We start from the raw sequence: 16,768 nt of genomic DNA on the forward strand, positions 1-16,768 counted from the left end.
CTCCCCCCACCCGGTTGTCCACAGCCACGCCACCTCGTGCTCGGCGTACCCGCCGGCGGGCTTGACGGTGAAAGGCACGCCACTTCTCGAAAGGACTCCCCCATGCTGCTCGCCCACGCGGTGACCCTCGCGGAAGCCCGCTCCTACGTCGCCGCCCTGGCCGACGCCGCACTCACGACCGATGCGTCGATCGAGTACGACCGCGTGCTGCTCCAGATCGACTTCATCCACGGCGACTACGTCCCCGGCATCAGCCCGGTCCCGGTCACCGACCGGAACGTCCTCTTCGAGGTCGCCGAGTCGGCCATCGAGGACCTCGTCAGGCACGGCATCGACTCCCTGACCGTCGAGCTCGTCCTCGACATGCTGTGGGCCGCCCGAGAACAGGATGCGCCCTGATGTACGGCGAGACCAGCGGGATGCTCCGAGAGGCCCTGGGTGAACTGCTGCGCCAGCACCGCATCCAGCAACGCATCGGCGGCGCCGGCCTGCACACCGTCTCCGAGACCACGACTCCCGATGAGCGGAAGCTGATCGGTGAGCAGATCGCGCGCTACCGCTACGCCGTACTCGTCTGGAGCCACCAGGCGATGCGTGCCGCCAACCCGCGCATCAACCCCGAAGGCAGCACCGGCCGCACCCGTGGCCCCGCCGAGCAGCTGCGCTATCGCCAGGAAGCCACTCTCGGCGCGATCGAGGTCAACCTGCCGACGATGGACGAGCTGGTCACCGAGCAGCCGTTCGCGCTCGTCGACACTTGGCGTCGGGCGGCTCGTGCTTGCGTGCTCGGCGAGCACGACTTCGCCAACGGCGTCGGCTACGGCCGTCTGTCCGAAGCTCAGTGCCGGTCCGTCATCAAGGACGCCGCCGACGTGGTGCGTGCGGTCGTCAGCCTCGACCGTCGCTACGCCAACATCCCCGGCTGGCAGGCACTCAAGGAGCCGGGCCGCCTTGGACGTGCGGCCGAGTCGTGCGTGACATGGGCGGGATACGGCGAGTCGGACTACACCGTCGACCTTCGCGGATGGCGGCCCGAACCAACGCTGATTGAAGGACCCGGGCTGCCCGACATCACCGGCGTACTCCAGGCCCAGCACAACCTGCTCATCCACCTCGGGACATTCCCCACCGCCCACAACCTGCGTGTCGTGCTCGACTCCCAACGCATCGTCTCCCGCGAGACCGCCCGCCGACTCCAAACCGTCGACCCGACCGTCGCGGTCCGGTGGGAGCGGCGTGCTGAGACCTACGGGCGACTCGTCCACGAGACCCGTGACCTCGGCGGCATGGTCGGCAACGGCGGACCCGCCGCCGGTCAGGGCTCGGTCGCGGCCGTCCGCATGGAGAAGCTCGACCGCGGCGGACTCTCCGACGCCCCGCAAGTCCGACGGCTCCAGCGGGTCAGCGCGGGCATCGACGACCGGATCTGCAACGTCATCGAGCAGGGCGTCGCCCAGCGCCTCTACTTCCAGCGAATCAACGTCCCCGGACTCGACGACCACAACGGCGAACTCGTCCGAGTCACCCGGCAGAAGTTCGTGTCCATCACCTCGCCCGTGCAGACCGAACTGCTCACGATCGTGCGCAGCGACCTGCGGCCCACACCTATCCAACGAAAGGCGCCGAAAGGTGCGGCGCAAAGCCGCCTCGACTTCGAGGCCGCGCTGCACCATCGGCCACCACCGAGAGGAGCGAGCCCAGATGTCCCGTCGATCTGACACCCCGTCCACCGCGAGCAGCCGCGACAAGGAGATGCCCTTGGCCCTCGTCGTCCCGCTTCCCCAAGACCCCTTCCTCAACACCGATGACGCCTGTGGCTATCTCGGCGTCCCGAAGGCCACGCTCCTGACCTGGCGGGTCCGTCGACCCGGCTATGGCCCACGCGCAGTAAAGGCGGGCGGCAGGCTCAAGTACCGCCTGTCCGAGCTCGACCGGTGGCTCCGGGATCACGAGGAGTCGTTCGCACTCGGCGACGACAACGAAGGCGCCGACCCGGCCTCGGAGGGCGGCCGGCAGGTTCGGAGCCGCAGCCGCGCAAGCCGGGTGCGGGGTGGAGCCCTCCGAACAGCGCAGCCCTGACGGAGATCAGGTACACGAAAGGAACCAGAAATGGCCCGACAGAAGTTGGTGGTCGGCACCTACGGCGACATCAACTGCACACAGCGTGCCAACGCGACGTGGCTGGCTCGTGCCCGCTATTGCGATGTCGACGGCGTCGTCCGCGAGTACCGCAAGAGCGGCGAAACGAAGAACAAGGCACGGGCCAACCTCAAGGCATTCTTCGTCGAGCACACCGGCACGTTCGGCGATGGCGCCATCGCTCCCGACGACACGGTCCAGGAACTGCTCGATCTCTGGTTCGCCAAGATGGAGAATGCCGGCGACAGTCCCAACTCGGAGACCTTGGAGCGTTACCGCTATCACCTGCGCTGGGTGCTCGACAGTGACAAGACCGAGCACCCGCTGGGGGCCTACCAGTTGCGACACGTTCGGCCCGTCATCATCCAGGCGGCTCTGGACAGTGCCGGAGTCTCAGCGGACATGCGCAAGCGGATTCGCAGCGTCCTGGTGCGGGCCTTCAACATGGCGATCTTCCACGAGGCGCTCAACGGCAACCCGGCGACGGCCGTCCCTTCTGTCCCTGTCCCAAAGGTCAAGAAGAAGCCGGTGGCGGTCGAGGATCTCGAAGCGGTGCGTGCCGCTATCCGGGAGTGGGCGAACGCCGAGCGGCGCAATGGCCCCAAGAGTGTCGACCTCCCGGACATCGTCGACATGCTCATCGCCACCGGTATGCGGATCGGCGAGGTGCTCGCATTGCGCTGGTCCGACATCGAGCTGACTGCCCCTCCCGCGCGACACGACGACGCGACGTGGTTCCCGTGGCTGATGGTCAACGGCCAGATCACCTCCAAGGGCAAGCGGGTCGACTACGGCAAGACCCACGCCGCGATCCGCCCCATCGCACTCCCCGATTGGGCCGTTGCCCTCTTGCGCCGACGCAAGTTGGAGCAGCCACCGAACGACATCGACGCGGTCTTCGCCAGCCGCAATGGAACCTGGCACTTCCCCGGCAACGTCCAGAGTCGGCTGTGGCACATCCGCCAGCTCGACGAGTACGCCGACATCGCCGCGCTCCGCGACGTCTCACCGCACTCCTTCCGTCGGACGGTGGCGACCGAGATCGACGAGATCTACGACGCCGACGCCGCCAAGGATCAGCTCGGCCACACGTCCAAGACGGTCACCGAGCGGCACTACATCAACCGCCGGCTCGTGGTGCCGGACTACCGCGCCGCAACAGAGCGGCTTGCTCCTCGGGCTGAGCCCACCGACGATCCCGCAATCGAGCTCTGAGAGCCCTCAGACCGTCCGAACGGCCCGTGAGCCCCCTTCGCACCACGCGTCGGCGTACGGGCCGCTTTTCGCGTTCTCAGGGGACTCCAGGCCCGGCATCGCCCTGTGCGTCAGGCTGGGGTGGCACACCGCCACTGAGATCCTTCCCTCGCACGGGGCGAGAAGCGAGTCCTGCACGATGACGATGACCACGGCCGACACGATGGTCGGCATGAGCACCGACGACAAGCCCGCTGGCCCGCGGGCAGACCGGCCGAAGCGGCGCCGGTTCACCGCTGACTACAAGGCTGCGATCCTGGCCGAGTACGACGAGGCCGACCGCGAGCAGCGCGGGGTGATCCTGCGACGAGAGGGCCTCTATTCCTCTCACATCGCCGAGTGGCGCAAGGCTGCCGAGGCGGGTGCGAGTGCCGCGCTCGGCCCGGCAGCCGGCTCGGCGAGGTCGCGACGCGAACGCGAGCTCGACCGCGAGAACGCCCAACTGCGCGCACGCGCGGAGAAGGCCGAGGCCGAGCTCGCCCGGACTCAGGCGGCGCTGGATCTGGTGGGAAAAGCACACGCGCTCTTGGAGACGCTCTCCGAGAGCGTGGGCATCGAGACGCGGCCGAAGCGGTGATCGCACCGGCGGTCGCGCCGCTGGCCGAGGTCACCGATGTCGTCACGGCGTGCGGGCTGCTCGGCAGATCCCGAGCAAGCCACTACCGCGCGGTCAAGGAGGCCGAGCGGCGGGCCGCGTTGCCGTTCGGGCCAGAGCCAGCGCCGGCGCAAACGCCACGGCCGACGCCGCCGAACGCGCTCTCGAGCGCCGAGCGGGACCGGGTGTACGCGGCCTTGACCGAGCCGAGGTTCGCCGACAAAGCGGTCGCGCAGATCTGGGCGGTCCTGCTGGACGAGGGTACCTACCTGTGCTCGATCTCCACGATGCACCGGATCCGGCGCGAACACGGCCTGGCTGGCGAACGCCGGCGTCAGGCGACCCACCCGCCGAAGAAGAAGCCCTGAACTCCTCGCGACCCGGCCCGGGCAGGTCTGGTCGTGGGACATCACCAAACTCCGCGGTCCCGGCCGCGGCCTCTACTACGACCTGTATGTGGTGATCGACATCTTCTCTCGTTACGTCGTCGGCTGGACCGTCGCCGCGTGCGAGGACTCCGAGATCGCCATGGCCATGCTCGAGGACGCGATGGGCAGACACGAGATCCCCGAGGCCGTTCACGCCGACCGGGGCACCTCGATGACCTCCAAACCGGTCGCGCAACTGCTCCTCGACCTCGGGGTGACCAGGTCGCACTCGCGTCCGCACGTCTCGAACGACAACCCCTACAGCGAAGCCGCGTTCAAGACCTTGAAGTACGCGCCCGTCTTCCCGACCGAGTTCGGATCGCTGCAGGATGCGCGGGCGTTCTGCGAGGAGTTCTTCGCGTACTACCAACCACGAGCACCGCCATGGTGGGATCGGCCTGCACACGCCGGCGTCAGTCCACTACGGCACCGCCACCGAGATCCGGGCACAGCGTCAAGCCACACTCGACCAGGCCTACGCGGCCAACCCCGAACGCTTCACCCGCCGGCCACCGCTCGCGCCCAAGCTGCCGACCGCGGCCTGGATCAACCAGCCATCCCAGGAGGCCCTGATACAAACCGCCTGAGCATCGAATGTCTCACCACGCTTGACATCTTCCGTCGGGAGCGGTCTCCAACTCAAAGTGCGCCCAAAGTGCGCCCTATGCCCGGATTCTCGAAGTCGGCGCCAACACCCCGATTTGCATCACCGCAGGTCAGAGCCGGTCTTCGTCAGCAAAGCGACGCATTCGACGTGGTGCGTCATCGGGAAGAGGTCGAAGGCCTCGATCCTCCGCGCCCGGTACCCGTGCTCGGCGAAGAAGGCCAGGTCTCGCGCCAGCGCCGCCGGGTCGCAGGCGACGTACGCCGCCGCACGCGGCCGCCTCTCTGCAACGGCCGCCACCACGGCGCGACCGGCGCCGGCCCGCGGCGGGTCGAGGACCACCAGGTCGACGGGCTCGACCGGTCCGCGGGCGAGCACCTCACCGACGTCCCCGCTGACGACCCGCGCCCCCTCGCCGAGGTTGCGGCGCGCATGCTCGGTCGCCCGCCGGTCCCCCTCGACGAGCGTGACCGGGGCATCCGCCCCGACCCGGTCCTGCAGGAATCGCGCGAACAGCCCGACCCCGCCGTACAGGTCGAGCACCGACTCCCCCGGCTGCGGCTCGAGCGTCGAGAGCACCGACTCGACCAGCACCCGCGGCGCCTCCGGGTGCACCTGCCAGAAGCCGTCGGCCGCCCGGGTGAACTCGTGCCCCGCCTCCTCGGCCGTGCCCTCACCCACCACGACCGTCTCCACCCGATCCCCCGTCGAGTCGGCGCCAATTCCCCTCGAGTCGGCGTTAGTTGACGCCGACTCGGGGTGAACAAGCGCCGACTCGGCGGTGATGGGGCAGTCGGCGGAGGGAAGGGGGACGACCTCATGGGAGCGGTGGCGGCGCAGGCCGACGCGGCCGTCGGGGGTGGTGGCGAAGCGGGTGCGGGTACGCCAGCGCAGCCCGTCGTCGGGCCGGCCGGGCACCGGGACCGCTCGGACCTCCAGCCCCCGCACCAGCTCGTCCTCGGGGTCCATGCCGCCCAGCCGGACCAGCTGCTCGCGCACCACGGCCGTCTTCAGGTCGCGCTGGACCGGAAGCGCCACGTGCTGGAAGTCGCAGCCGCCGCAGAGCCCCGGACCCGCGACCGGGCACGGCGCCTCCACCCGCTCGGGGGACGGCTCGAGCACCTCGACGGCGTCCGCGCGCCAGAAGCGGTCCCGCGTTCCCCCCTCGGTGACCTCCAGCACGACCCGCTCCCCCGGCAGCGCGTGCCGGACGAAGACCACCCGGGACTGCCCGTCCTCGACGGGCACCCGCGCCACGCAGTGCCCGCCGTGGGCGACCGGGCCCACCTCGGCCTCCAGCCGCCGGCCGACGACCGAGTCGCCGCGGGTACGCCGCGCGCGGGTCGCCCGCCGCGGGGTCCGTCGGGTCAATCGTCCCAGCCCCAGTTGACCGAGTCCGAGGAGTCCTGCACCCGACCCCGGCGCAGGTCGCCGGCGTGCGGCCGGCTGAGCTCACGACGCGAGCGCTCCTTGGCCCGGGCCGAGGACCGCAGCTGGTAGGGCACGGAGATGACCATGACCCCGGGGGTGAACAGCAGCCGCCCCTTGAGCCGCAGGGCGTTCTGGTTGTGCAGCAGCTGCTCCCACCAGCGCCCCACGACGTACTCCGGGATATAGACCGCGACCACCCCGCGCGGGTTGGCCTTCCGGATCTCGGTGGCGTAGTCGACGATCGGCCGGGCGATCTCGCGGTACGGCGAGTGCAGGACCTTGAGCGGCACCGGGATCTGCCGCTCGTCCCATTCCTTGAGGAGCTGGTCGGTCTGCTTCTGGTCGATGGAGACCGCGACCGCCTCCAGGGCGTTGGGCCGCGCCGCGGTCGCGAAGGCCAGGGCGCGCAGAGTCGGCTTGTGCAGCTTGGAGACCAGCACGATGGCGTGCACCCGGGTCGGCAGCACCCGGTCCTCCTCGTCGGCCGCGAGCTCCACCTCGACGTTGTTGTAGTGCCCGTCGATCCCCTTCATGACCAGGAAGAAGAAGAGCATCGCCAAGATGGTGATCCACGCGCCGGAGAGGAACTTGGTGACCAGCACGATCACCAGGACCATCGCGGTCATGCCCAGGCCGAAGGTGTTGATCGCCCGGGCCCTCTGCATCCGCCGGCGGACGGCCGGGTCGTGCTCGGTCGCCAGGTGCCTCGTCCAGTGCCGGATCATCCCCAGCTGGCTGAGGTTGAAGGAGACGAAGACGCCGACGATGTAGAGCTGGATCAGCCGGGTCGTCTCGGCGTCGAAGACCTCGATCAGGATGATAGACATCACCGCGAGGAAGACGATGCCGTTGGAGTAGGCGAGCCGGTCCCCGCGCGCCCCCAACGACCGCGGCGCCAGGCCGTCGTTGGCCAGGATCGAGCCGAGCACCGGGAAGCCGTTGAAGGCGGTGTTCGCGGCCAGCACCAGGATCACGCCGGTCACCGTGACGACGAAGTAGAAGCCGGGCGGGAAGTGGTCGAAGACGCCGGCGGCGATCTGGGAAATCACCGGGTGCTGCTCGTAGCCCTCCGGGGCGCCCACGAGGCGCTCGAGCTCGCGCGGCTCGACGTACCGAATGCTCATCTGGTTGGCGAGCACGATGACGCTCATCATCATGCTGATGGCGATCAGCCCCAGGAGCAGCAGCGTGGTCGCGGCGTTGGCCGACTTCGGCCGCTTGAACGCCGGCACGCCGTTGGAGATCGCCTCGACGCCGGTGAGCGCCGCGCAGCCGGAGGAGAAGGCGCGCGCGAGGAGGAACACCAGGGCGGCCGTCGTCAGCGGCTCCTCCCACCCGGGGGCGGACTCGATCCGCAGGTTCGCGCTTTCGGCCTGCGGGAGCGAACCGGTCAGCAGTTGGAACAGGCCGTAGACGCACATGCCGAAGATGGCGAACATGAAGGCGTACGTCGGCACCGCGAAGAAGGTGCCCGACTCGCGCACGCCCCGCAGGTTCATCGCGGCCAGCAGCACCACCGCCACGCTGGCCACCGTCGCCTCGTGCCCGATGAGCGCGGGGATCGCCCCGGCGGCGTACTGCGCGGCCGAGGAGATCGACACCGCGACGGTGAGCACGTAGTCGACCAGCAGCGCACTGGCCACGGTCACCCCCGCGTTGCGCCCCAGGTTGACCGTGGCGACCTCGTAGTCGCCGCCGCCGGAGGGGTAGGCGTGCACCGTCTGCCGGTAGGACGCGACCACGGTGAGCATGACGATCGCGACGGCGAGGCCGATCTTCCACGAGAAGGCATAGGCCCACGCGCCGGAGATGGCCAACATGATGAAGACCTCGTCGGGCGCGTAGGCCACCGAGGACAGCGCGTCGGACGCGAAGACCGGCAGCGCGATCCGCTTGGGCAGCAGCGTCTCTCCCAGCTGGGAGCTGCGCAGCTTGCGACCCAGCAGGATCCGCTTGGAGACGTCACCGGCACCCACGAGGCGACAGGATACGGTGATCCTCGTGCATGTCGTGATCATGGGATGCGGCCGCGTCGGATCGACGCTCGCTCGCAGCCTGGAGGACCGCAACCACACCGTCTCGGTCATCGACTCCGAACCGGACGCCTTCCGCCGACTCGGGCCGTCGTTCAACGGCGACAAGGTGCTCGGGTACGGCTTCGACCAGGCGGTCCTGGAGAAGGCGGGGATCCGCCGCGCGGACGCATTCGCGGCCGTCTCCAGCGGCGACAACTCCAACATCATCGCGGCCCGGGTCGCCCGGGAGACCTTCGGCATCGGCCAGGTGGTGGCGCGGATCTACGACCCCGGCCGCGCGGAGGTCTACCAGCGGCTGGGCATCACCACGGTCGCCACGGTGAAGTGGACCTCCGACCAGGTGCTCCGCCGGCTGCTGCCCGCGGGCGCCGAGCCCGACTACCGCGACCCGTCGGGGACGATCCGGCTGGACCAGGTGCCGGTGCCCGAGGCGTGGGTGGGCCATCGCACCATCCACTTCCAGGAGCAGTCCCGCAGCCGGATCGCGTGGATCGACCGGCTCGGCGAGGGGATGCTGCCCAACCGGGACTCGGTGCTGCAGGAGGGCGACCTGATCCACCTGGTCATCCGGGAGGAGAACGCCGCACACACCTACGGGGTCCTCAAGAGCGGACCGGAGGAGAGCTGACATGCGGGTCGCCATCGCCGGCGCGGGTGCCGTGGGGCGCTCGATCGCCCGGGAGCTGATCGTCAACGGGCACGACGTACTCCTCATCGACAAGAAGGCCGACGCGATCAAGCCCGAGCGCGTCCCGGACGCCGAGTGGCTGCTCGCGGACTCCTGCGAGCTCTCATCGCTGGAGGAGGCGCGCCTCGAGCACTGCGACGTCGTCATCGCCGCGACCGGTGACGACAAGGTCAACCTGGTCACCTCGCTGCTGGCCAAGACCGAGTTCGGCGTGCCCCGCACCGTGGGCCGGGTCAACCACCCGAACAACGAGTGGCTGTTCACCGAGGCGTGGGGCGTCGACGTCAACGTCTCGACGCCGAGGATCATGTCGGCGCTGGTGGAGGAGGCGGTCAGCGTGGGCGACCTGGTCCGGCTGTTCACCTTCCGCCAGGGCAACGCCAACCTGGTCGAGCTGACGCTGCCGGCGGAGTCGCCGTACGTCGGGAAGCCCAACGGGCTGATCCCGCTCCCGGAGAACTGCGCACTGGTCACGATCCTGCGGGACGGGCAGGTCTACACCCCCGACGCGGAGCAGCCCATCGAGGCGGGCGACGAGCTGCTCTTCGTCGCCTCGCCGGAGTCCGAGGGCGAGCTGCAGTCGCTGCTGGCCCCGCGCGCGGCCAAGGAGTAGGTCGGGCCGTGTTCGCTCGCCGCAGCGTCATACGTCCCGGAGAACCGCTTCCTCTGTCGTGTCCGGGGACATCGGTGACACATATGTCTCAGGACATCGGTGACACTAGCGGTCTTGGGGTTGGTAGCGGCGGTTGTAGTCGAGGGTGAGGCTGCGGAGGAGCTCGTCGCCGGTGAAGATGGCAACGAAGGCGCCGGTGCGGAAGACGGTGACTGGCTTTCCGGCGTGTTTTCTTCCGAGGCCGATGAGGCGTCCGTCGAGGCCGACGGAGCCGGTGGCGCTGACCAGCTGTCGGGTCAGGATGGTGGTCGCCGGGGGTAGGTCGGGGACGGTGGCGAATGGGCCGAGGTCGAAGCGTTGGTGTGGGGTGAGCTTGGCGAGCACCTTGTTGCGGCGGTTGTTGTAGCCATCGCGGTACTCGTCGAGTAGTGCTTGGAATTCGGCGATGCTGCTGACTAAGGGACGCCGTTTGAGCCACTTTTGGACCCGCTGGTGGGCTCGCTCGTTCTTGCCGCAGGTTTGGGGGTGAGAGACCCGGGAGGTGATCGCGTGCACCCCGAGGTCGGTCAGGTTGCGCTCGAAGACACTGATCCACCCGCGTCGTTTGCCCGAGAACGCCGACCCGTTGTCGCTGAGCAGCTGGACGGGCAACCCGTAGCGTTCCACCGCCAGGCAGAAGGTCGCCCAGATGTCGCTGCCGTTCTCCGACACCGCTGCCTGCAGGGCCAAGTCCGTGCGCGAGCAGTCGTCGGTCAACTGCAGCACCGTGACCGTCTCGCCGGTGGCAAGCTGGTACTCAAACCCGTCGAACTGCCACAGCGCGTTGACCTCGCTGCGCTCGAAGCGCCGGGAGCCACGACGTGGCTTGCGTTGAGGAACCTTGACCAACTGGCCCCGCTGGTCGAAGACCCGATTGACCGTGGACCGAGCCGGCAACGGACGGTCGGCGGGCCAAGAGGAGGTCCCGGCCTCGATCTGTTCCTCCAACCGCATCAACACCGCGTCCGCGCCGTAGTCCCACCCCGCCTCGGCCTCGTGCTTACGGATCGCGATCAACACATCCTCAAGCGCGGCGGGGAGTCTTGTCGGTGAGCGCCGCGGGCGACGCGAGTCGGGGTAGAACCCCTCCACGCCACGGGCCCTGAACCGCTTCACATAGTCGTAGAACATCTTGCGGCTGATCCCCAGCTCGCGACAGATCCTCGACACGTTCTGCTTCGGACCCGGCGCGACGTGAGCAGCAACCGCTGCCGCCACCGCAGCATCCACGGCAACCCCATCTCTGGCCATCCCTGATAGTGACGACCAACCTCAGGTGTTACCGATGTCCCCGGACTTCAACTGTTACCGATGTGCTCGGACTTCACAGGAGAACCGCTTCCTCAGAACGTATGACGTCCCAGGGGAGGCGGGCGTCAGGAGGCCGGCGGCGGCTGGCGTACGTCGACGGCGCGGTGCACGCTGCGCGGGTCGGCGACGGGCGTGTGGTTGCGCGCCAGCAGCCACGTCATGAGCGCCGCGGCTCCCAGCTTGAGCGGCCAGCCGAGGCCGTAGCGCAGGGTGCCGAGCAGGAGGACCGCCCGAGCCGGGTCGATGGCCTCGAAGTGGCCCATCAGCCACACCGGTCCTTGGAGCGCCACCCCGACGATGCTGGGCATCGCCATCGCCCAGGTCAGCCGGGTGCAGAGCGTGACGATCTGCGGGTCCTCCCGCCAGGCGGTGGGGTCCCCGGTCACGCTGCCGAGCATGAACCCGACGGCCGGCCAGCGGGTCAGGCAGCTGAGCGCGAGCAGCACGGACATGACGCTGCTGACCAGGATGCCGGGGAGGAAGAAGGCGAGCGCCTGGTCGTTGGCGTCCCCGCCCCCGCGCGCGGCCATCCACACGAACAGCCAGCCGATACCGATGCCGAACAGCGCGTTGAGCGCGAACTGCGGTGTGGAGCGCTGCACCACCCGCACCCCGAGAAGGACGGCGGCCAGGGCGATGCTGACCACCAGGGCGAGGCGTAGGTCGCGGGTCGCGAACCAGACGATGGTGAACAGGAGCGCCGGGACGCCGGCCTCGAGCATGCCGCGGCGCCCCCCGAGGGCCCGGGCCAGCTGGCCGCGGACGACCTGCTCGACGGTCTCCACGGTGGCAGGAGGCGGGGTGTCGCTCACGGGATCAGCTCATAGCGGGGGTTGTAGATCACCCGGTCCCGGTCGTGCCGGCCGATCCGCCCGCGCACCTGTATCGAGGCGCCAGGTGCGATCCCGGCGATCCGCCGCCGCCCCAGCCAGACCAGGTCGATCGCGCCGGTGCCGTCGTAGAGCTCGGCCTCCAGGGCGGGCACTCCCCCGCGCGGACGCAGGGTCACCGTGCGCAGGGTGCCGCGCAGCACGACCATCTCCCGGTCGGGGGCCTCGCCGATCGCGGTCGCTCCGCCGTGCTCGACGTACTCCTGGCGCAGGGCACGGTCGTGCTCCTCGGCGCTGTTGGCCCAGCGCGACAGGGCGCCGCGCAGCCGGCTCTTCTCGGGCATGGTTGAAATCCTAGGCGGTGGCCCGCGACCCGGCCCGGCTCACTCGGCCCGGCGGGCCTGGGGCGGCAGATGCAGCGGCAGCGCCTCGCCCACGGGCATCGCCTCGGTCCCCCGGTGGACCACCACGGCAGCGAGCGTGTCGTCCCACTCGGAGGTGTCCTCCTCGACGGCCGGACGGCCCAGGAAGGTCGCCCGCAGCAGCCAGCGGTCGCCGTTGATCCCGACGACCCGGGTCGGCGCGACCGCCTCCTCGCCCTCCGGCGTGGTCGCCGGCCGCCGGCACAGCAGCTCGGTGCCGAAGCGGCCCTCGCGCTCCGCGGCCTGGCCGCCGGCGCGCTGGGTCTCGGCAGCCAGCTGGGGGCGTACGTCGTCCCAGAGGTCGCCGTTGCGTGGAGCCGCGAAGGCGCGCACCTCGACCGCGCCGTCCGGGCCGACGATCAGCACCGCCTGGACGGTGCCGGACTGCTCGTCGACCTGCAGGCGCACCTCGCGCTCGGGGATCTGCCGCAGCCGCAGCGAGCCCAGGTCCACCAGCTCCTCGTCCTCAGGTACGTCGGCGGAGTCCTGCGGCCACCCCTCTCGGGGGGACGGCGCCTGCTCGGCCGCGGCGTCCGGGGTCTCCTCGGCGGGGACCTCCGGCTCAGACTTGCGTCGGAACTTCACTCGCTCTCCTCGCGCTCTCCGGTGGCGGGCCCGAACCCGCCGGTGGAACCGTAGCCGCCGGTGCCGCGGACCGACTCGGGCAGGGCCCCGACCTCCTCGAAGGCCACGCGCTCGACCCGCTGCACGACCATCTGGGCCACGCGGTCACCGCGCCGCAGCTCGACGGTCTCGTGCGGGTCGTGGTTGACCAGCAGCACCTTCACCTCGCCACGGTAGCCCGCGTCCACGGTGCCGGGTGTGTTGACGATGGACAGGCCGTGCCGCGCGGCCAGGCCCGAGCGCGGCTGGACGAAGGCGGCAAAGCCCTCGGGCAGGGCGATCGCGATCCCGGTGGGCACCAGGACCCGCTCGCCGGGGGCGAGGCTGACGTCGACGGCGGTGAGCAGGTCGGCCCCCGCGTCACCGGGGTGGGCGTACGACGGCAGCGGCAGGTCGGCGTCGAGGCGCTGCACGGCCACGCGGAGCGAGGGGGCGTCGGGGCTGTCGGGCACGGGCGGCATCCTACGGACGGGCGCTGCCGACCCACCTTCTAGGCTGACCCTCGTGACTTCGGCCCGCCTGCGCTTCGACGAGCGTCTCAGCGTCCCCCTCCGGTGGTGGGTCCAGGCGACCATGCTGGTCGCGAGCTTCTGGCTGGCCATGATCGTGGCGCTCCCCGCAGTGGCCGCGTGGGCGATCACCGCGGGCGTGGGCGCGCTGGCCGCGGCGCTGCTGCTGTGGTGGGGCTCGGCCCGGGTCCAGGTGGACGGCGACTGGTTCCGCGCCGGCCGCGCACGGATCCAGCCCAGGTACCTCGGCGAGGCGCGAGTGCTGGACGCCGAGGCTACCCGCCGCACCGCCGGTGTCGACGCCGATGCCCGCGCCTACCTGCTGATCCGGCCCTACCTCAAGCGGTCGGTGCGCGTGGAGCTGCGCGACCCCCGCGACGCCACGCCGTACTGGCTGGTGAGCAGCCGCCGACCCGAGCAGCTCGTGACCGCCCTCACGGGGGTGGTCGGCCACCCCGAGGACGCGGATAGGCTGGGCACCCCCCACTCACAGGAGGACTGAATGGCACAGGCAGAGCCGGCTCAGACGACCAAGGTCTGGCAGGCATTTTCCCTGGGGTCCGCGCTGCTCGCCGCGGCCGTGGCGAAGAAGGGGCTCAACACCTTCTGGCAGCGCGCCACCGGCAAGAACCCGCCCGCCAACCCGGCCGACCCCGACGTGGACGTCTGGGAGGCCGTCGCCTGGGCTGCGGTGAGCGGCACCGCGATCGCGATCGCCCGGATGTTCGCCGCGCGGCGTGCGGCCAACTACTACGTCCGCACCACCGGCAAGCTCCCCGGCGACCTGCGCCGGGACGACCAGGACGCGAAGTCCGCGCCCGCGGCGCAGTCCTGACCCACGACGCACACGAGGCCGCCACCGGCTCATCCGGTGGCGGCCTCGTTCGCGTGAAGTGGGGGGATCAGACGCAGTCGCGGCAGATCAGGTTCTTCTCATCGGCCAGCTGGCTGCGGTGGTGGACCAGGAAGCAGCTCATGCAGGTGAACTCGTCCTCCTGGCGCGGCTTGACCTCCACCGCGAGCTCCTCGTGGGAGAGGTCGGCCCCGGGCAGCTCGAACGACTCGGCGGCCTCCGCCTCGTCCTCATCGACCTTGCCCGAGTTCTTGTCGTGCCGACGAGCCTTGAGCTCCTCGATGCTCTCCTCTGAGGACTCTTCGTCGGTCTTGCGTGGTGCGTCGTAGTCAGTCGCCATCGTCGTCTTTCGCTTGCCGGGGTGTGGGGAATCGTGGAACCCGATGGTGTCGGCGCAGATTGTGCACCATCACGGCCCGGCGGCCAGCATCGGTCTCACGTGTCCGCCCCAACGAACGGGGCCGGGCTGCTATTCCGCCCCATGACCGGCGGTCGGCGCACCCCCCGGAGGGGTGCTGATCAGGCCGGGACCTCCACGCCCAGGGGCCGCGCGACCACGACGATGTTGCGGGTGTAGACACCGTTCCGCCACCCTGTGCAGGTCACCAGCACGAGCCGCCCGCGCCGCCGGTCCTGCGCGAAGACACTGGGTGCGCGCTGCGCCAGCTCGGCTCGGGACCACACCATGCGGCGGGTCACCTCATAGGTCATGGGCCGGCCGGTGGTGCCCAGTCGCACCTTGTTCCCGGGGCGCAGCCGGCCGAGGCGGTTCATCACCCCGCCGCCGGAGTGCACCGTGTGCCCGGTGAGGACCACCTGTCCGCGCTGCTGGCCGGGCCGGGCGCTGCTGCGCCACCAACCCACCTGGGAGGTGTTCGCCGGCGGGTCGAGCACGGCCTCGGCGGACACCTCGATCGGCACCACCTTCGCGCTCAGGCCGATCGCCGGCGCGCTGATCCGCGTGGGCGTCTGCGGAGCCGCCATGGCGGCGTACTCCACGTCCGGGCCGCGGTCGTCGGGCCAGATCACTCCGGCGAAGACCATCAGCAGGGACAGCGACACCAGGGTCGCGGTGATCCGGGAGGCCATCGGGCCCCTCAGGAGGTGGTACGGCGACCCGCCACCGCGCCGGCCAGGCCCGCAGCGATCACCAGACCGAGCAGCAGCCGGCCCACCAGGTCCCCGTCCTGCTGGGGGCGGGCGTCGGCCGAGGCACGCTCGACACCGGAGGTCACCGTCCGCGGAATGGGGGCGGGCTTGGGCGCCGGGGGCGCCGGGGCGGCCTTCGGCGGGGCGGGCTGGGCCGCCGGCTGGGCGACCGGCGCCCGGTCCGCGCTGACGCAGTGCGACCGGGCGATCTCGATGCCGGCGAGCGTGGGCGCGCCGAACTGCTTCGCCGCCGGCAGCACGTTGGCGTCCAGAGCGGTCACGGTGATCTCCCGGTCGCCGCGCACCTGCTTATTGAGGACGACGTCGAGGACGTTGTCCTGCAGCGGGGCGAGCTGGTCGGCGACCGGCTTCACGGCCTGGTCGACGATCTGCTTCCGGATCTCGTCGGTGAGTCCGTTGATCGGGTCCAGCTGGTCGCTGATGTTGACCCGGAGCGCGGCGAGGATCTGGTCGGCGATGACGTCGAGGTCGGTCGCCAGCCGGGTGTTCGGCGGCGGGTTCACCGGCACGTCGATGAGGTTGACGTCGTCGAACTGACCGCCCTCGAGGTAGACGCTCACGTCGGTCAGCTGGGAGGCTCCGCGGGCGCCGGCCCGGTCGGCGGTGCACTGGGACTGGATGGCGCCGAAGTCGGCGAGGATGCCGGGGTTGCCGAGCTCTCCCTGCAGCTGGGCGGTGCCCTGGGCGATCGCGTTCTCGACCTGGTCGGTCAGCGGCGCGGCAGCGTCCCCCAGCTCGCCGAGGATGGGCCCGAGCTCGGGCGGTGCGTTGTCCGGGTCGAGGATCGTGGAGAGGTCGAGCTGGGCGAGGGTGAGCGTCACGTTCCGGCCCGGGGTGAGGCAGTAGGAGTTGCCGACGCGCACCACGGAGCCGCCGTCCCCGGCGACGCCGGAGCAGGCGGCCGAGGAGCCGTTGGGGCGGGCGATCGCGTCCTGGGCGAGGACGCCGAGGTTGAGCGCGTCCTGCGCACCGAGCACGGCGACCGGCGGGTTCGTGGCGCCGGTCTTGGTGAGCCGGCTCCCGTCGTGCCGCGCCACCACGGTGCCGCTGTCCTGCGTCTGCCCGCCGATCGTGGCGCGGATGGCGCTTGCGTCGCCCTGGGCGACGGTGGCGGCCTGTCCGGGTGCGGTGCTGGTCACGACGAAGCCGGCGGCCATGCCGACGGCGACGACACGCGTGCTGCGGCGCATCGATCCCTCCCTGGTGATGCGGACATCGAATC

Annotated in this window: 20 protein-coding genes and 1 pseudogene; 11 read left to right on the forward strand and 10 right to left on the reverse strand. The window is 70.5% G+C overall.

Annotation, left to right across the window (positions count from 1 at the left end):
• Positions 1-102 precede the first annotated feature (102 nt).
• The 7 genes and pseudogenes from K8W59_RS10215 (at position 103) to K8W59_RS20485 (ending at position 5,003) form a co-directional block, all read left to right on the forward strand.
• On the forward strand, positions 103-399 hold the full coding sequence (locus K8W59_RS10215) for a hypothetical protein (protein WP_223393466.1): 297 nt from the start codon (positions 103-105) through the stop codon (positions 397-399).
• Entirely contained in the window at positions 399-1,718 is a 1,320-nt protein-coding gene (locus K8W59_RS10220) for a hypothetical protein (RefSeq protein WP_223393468.1), read from the forward strand. Before K8W59_RS10215 ends, K8W59_RS10220 begins: the two co-directional genes overlap by 1 nt.
• Positions 1,702-2,079, forward strand: coding sequence for a helix-turn-helix transcriptional regulator (locus tag K8W59_RS10225; protein WP_223393470.1), 378 nt, complete (start codon positions 1,702-1,704; stop codon positions 2,077-2,079). Before K8W59_RS10220 ends, K8W59_RS10225 begins: the two co-directional genes overlap by 17 nt.
• A 30-nt stretch (positions 2,080-2,109) precedes the next feature.
• A complete protein-coding gene (locus tag K8W59_RS10230) occupies positions 2,110-3,354 on the forward strand; it encodes a tyrosine-type recombinase/integrase (RefSeq protein WP_223393472.1) in 1,245 nt (414 codons plus the stop codon).
• Between the two features lie 211 nt (positions 3,355-3,565).
• The gene (locus K8W59_RS20475; RefSeq protein WP_449866969.1) at positions 3,566-3,970 is read left to right on the forward strand and encodes a hypothetical protein; all 405 of its coding nucleotides are present in this window, start codon (positions 3,566-3,568) and stop codon (positions 3,968-3,970) included.
• Positions 3,967-4,356 carry a hypothetical protein gene (locus K8W59_RS20480; protein ID WP_449866970.1) on the forward strand — a complete coding sequence of 130 codons (390 nt, stop codon included), beginning with the start codon at positions 3,967-3,969 and terminating at the stop codon, positions 4,354-4,356. Before K8W59_RS20475 ends, K8W59_RS20480 begins: the two co-directional genes overlap by 4 nt.
• A 40-nt stretch (positions 4,357-4,396) precedes the next feature.
• Positions 4,397-5,003 (forward strand): annotated as a pseudogene (locus K8W59_RS20485) (transposase).
• Between the two features lie 119 nt (positions 5,004-5,122).
• Here the strand turns inward: K8W59_RS20485 and K8W59_RS10240 are convergent.
• A complete protein-coding gene (locus K8W59_RS10240; protein ID WP_223393474.1) occupies positions 5,123-6,391 on the reverse strand; it encodes a class I SAM-dependent RNA methyltransferase in 1,269 nt (422 codons plus the stop codon).
• Positions 6,388-8,469 (reverse strand): APC family permease, encoded by a 2,082-nt coding sequence (locus K8W59_RS10245; protein WP_397195720.1) that lies wholly within the window; start codon positions 8,467-8,469, stop codon positions 6,388-6,390. The genes K8W59_RS10240 and K8W59_RS10245 overlap by 4 nt, the downstream gene beginning before the upstream one ends.
• On the opposite strand from K8W59_RS10245, the gene K8W59_RS10250 reads away from it, so the two are divergent.
• The gene (locus tag K8W59_RS10250) at positions 8,468-9,115 is read left to right on the forward strand and encodes a potassium channel family protein (protein WP_397196003.1); all 648 of its coding nucleotides are present in this window, start codon (positions 8,468-8,470) and stop codon (positions 9,113-9,115) included. The genes K8W59_RS10245 and K8W59_RS10250 overlap by 2 nt on opposite strands.
• A gap of 1 nt (position 9,116) precedes the next feature.
• Positions 9,117-9,788: a potassium channel family protein gene (locus K8W59_RS10255; RefSeq protein ID WP_223393479.1), complete on the forward strand. Its 672-nt coding sequence runs from the start codon at positions 9,117-9,119 to the stop codon at positions 9,786-9,788.
• Between the two features lie 105 nt (positions 9,789-9,893).
• Here K8W59_RS10255 and K8W59_RS10260 read toward each other — a convergent pair whose 3' ends face one another.
• The 5 genes from K8W59_RS10260 to dut all read right to left on the reverse strand — a co-directional run bounded on the left by K8W59_RS10260 (position 9,894) and on the right by dut (position 13,433).
• Entirely contained in the window at positions 9,894-11,078 is a 1,185-nt protein-coding gene (locus tag K8W59_RS10260) for a helix-turn-helix domain-containing protein (protein WP_223393481.1), read from the reverse strand.
• Positions 11,079-11,203: 125 nt separating this feature from the next.
• Positions 11,204-11,950, reverse strand: a complete 747-nt coding sequence (locus tag K8W59_RS10265) for a DUF3159 domain-containing protein (RefSeq protein WP_223393483.1) — start codon at positions 11,948-11,950, stop codon at positions 11,204-11,206.
• Positions 11,947-12,312: an OB-fold nucleic acid binding domain-containing protein gene (locus K8W59_RS10270; RefSeq protein ID WP_223393485.1), complete on the reverse strand. Its 366-nt coding sequence runs from the start codon at positions 12,310-12,312 to the stop codon at positions 11,947-11,949. Before K8W59_RS10270 ends, K8W59_RS10265 begins: the two co-directional genes overlap by 4 nt.
• Positions 12,313-12,351: 39 nt before the next feature.
• Entirely contained in the window at positions 12,352-12,975 is a 624-nt protein-coding gene (locus K8W59_RS10275; RefSeq protein WP_223393487.1) for a DUF3710 domain-containing protein, read from the reverse strand.
• Positions 12,972-13,433, reverse strand: a complete 462-nt coding sequence (gene dut, locus K8W59_RS10280) for a dUTP diphosphatase (RefSeq protein WP_223399781.1) — start codon at positions 13,431-13,433, stop codon at positions 12,972-12,974. The genes K8W59_RS10275 and dut overlap by 4 nt, the downstream gene beginning before the upstream one ends.
• An 85-nt stretch (positions 13,434-13,518) precedes the next feature.
• Here dut and K8W59_RS10285 point away from each other — a divergent pair, with 85 nt between their 5' ends.
• Both K8W59_RS10285 and K8W59_RS10290 read left to right on the forward strand, forming a co-directional pair.
• Positions 13,519-14,025, forward strand: coding sequence for a DUF3093 domain-containing protein (locus tag K8W59_RS10285; RefSeq protein ID WP_223393489.1), 507 nt, complete (start codon positions 13,519-13,521; stop codon positions 14,023-14,025).
• On the forward strand, positions 14,026-14,358 hold the full coding sequence (locus tag K8W59_RS10290; RefSeq protein ID WP_223393491.1) for a DUF4235 domain-containing protein: 333 nt from the start codon (positions 14,026-14,028) through the stop codon (positions 14,356-14,358). It abuts the gene before it with no gap.
• A 67-nt stretch (positions 14,359-14,425) separates the two neighbouring features.
• Here the strand turns inward: K8W59_RS10290 and K8W59_RS10295 are convergent, their stop codons facing one another.
• From K8W59_RS10295 to K8W59_RS10305, 3 genes are all read right to left on the reverse strand, one after another.
• Positions 14,426-14,716: a DUF4193 domain-containing protein gene (locus K8W59_RS10295; protein WP_223393493.1), complete on the reverse strand. Its 291-nt coding sequence runs from the start codon at positions 14,714-14,716 to the stop codon at positions 14,426-14,428.
• Between the two features lie 179 nt (positions 14,717-14,895).
• Positions 14,896-15,465: a class F sortase gene (locus K8W59_RS10300; protein WP_223393495.1), complete on the reverse strand. Its 570-nt coding sequence runs from the start codon at positions 15,463-15,465 to the stop codon at positions 14,896-14,898.
• An 8-nt stretch (positions 15,466-15,473) separates the two neighbouring features.
• Positions 15,474-16,736 (reverse strand): hypothetical protein, encoded by a 1,263-nt coding sequence (locus K8W59_RS10305; RefSeq protein WP_223393497.1) that lies wholly within the window; start codon positions 16,734-16,736, stop codon positions 15,474-15,476.
• Between the last annotated feature and the right edge of the window lie 32 nt (positions 16,737-16,768).

Source organism: Nocardioides rotundus (assembly GCF_019931675.1).
Lineage (GTDB): Bacteria > Actinomycetota > Actinomycetes > Propionibacteriales > Nocardioidaceae > Nocardioides > Nocardioides rotundus.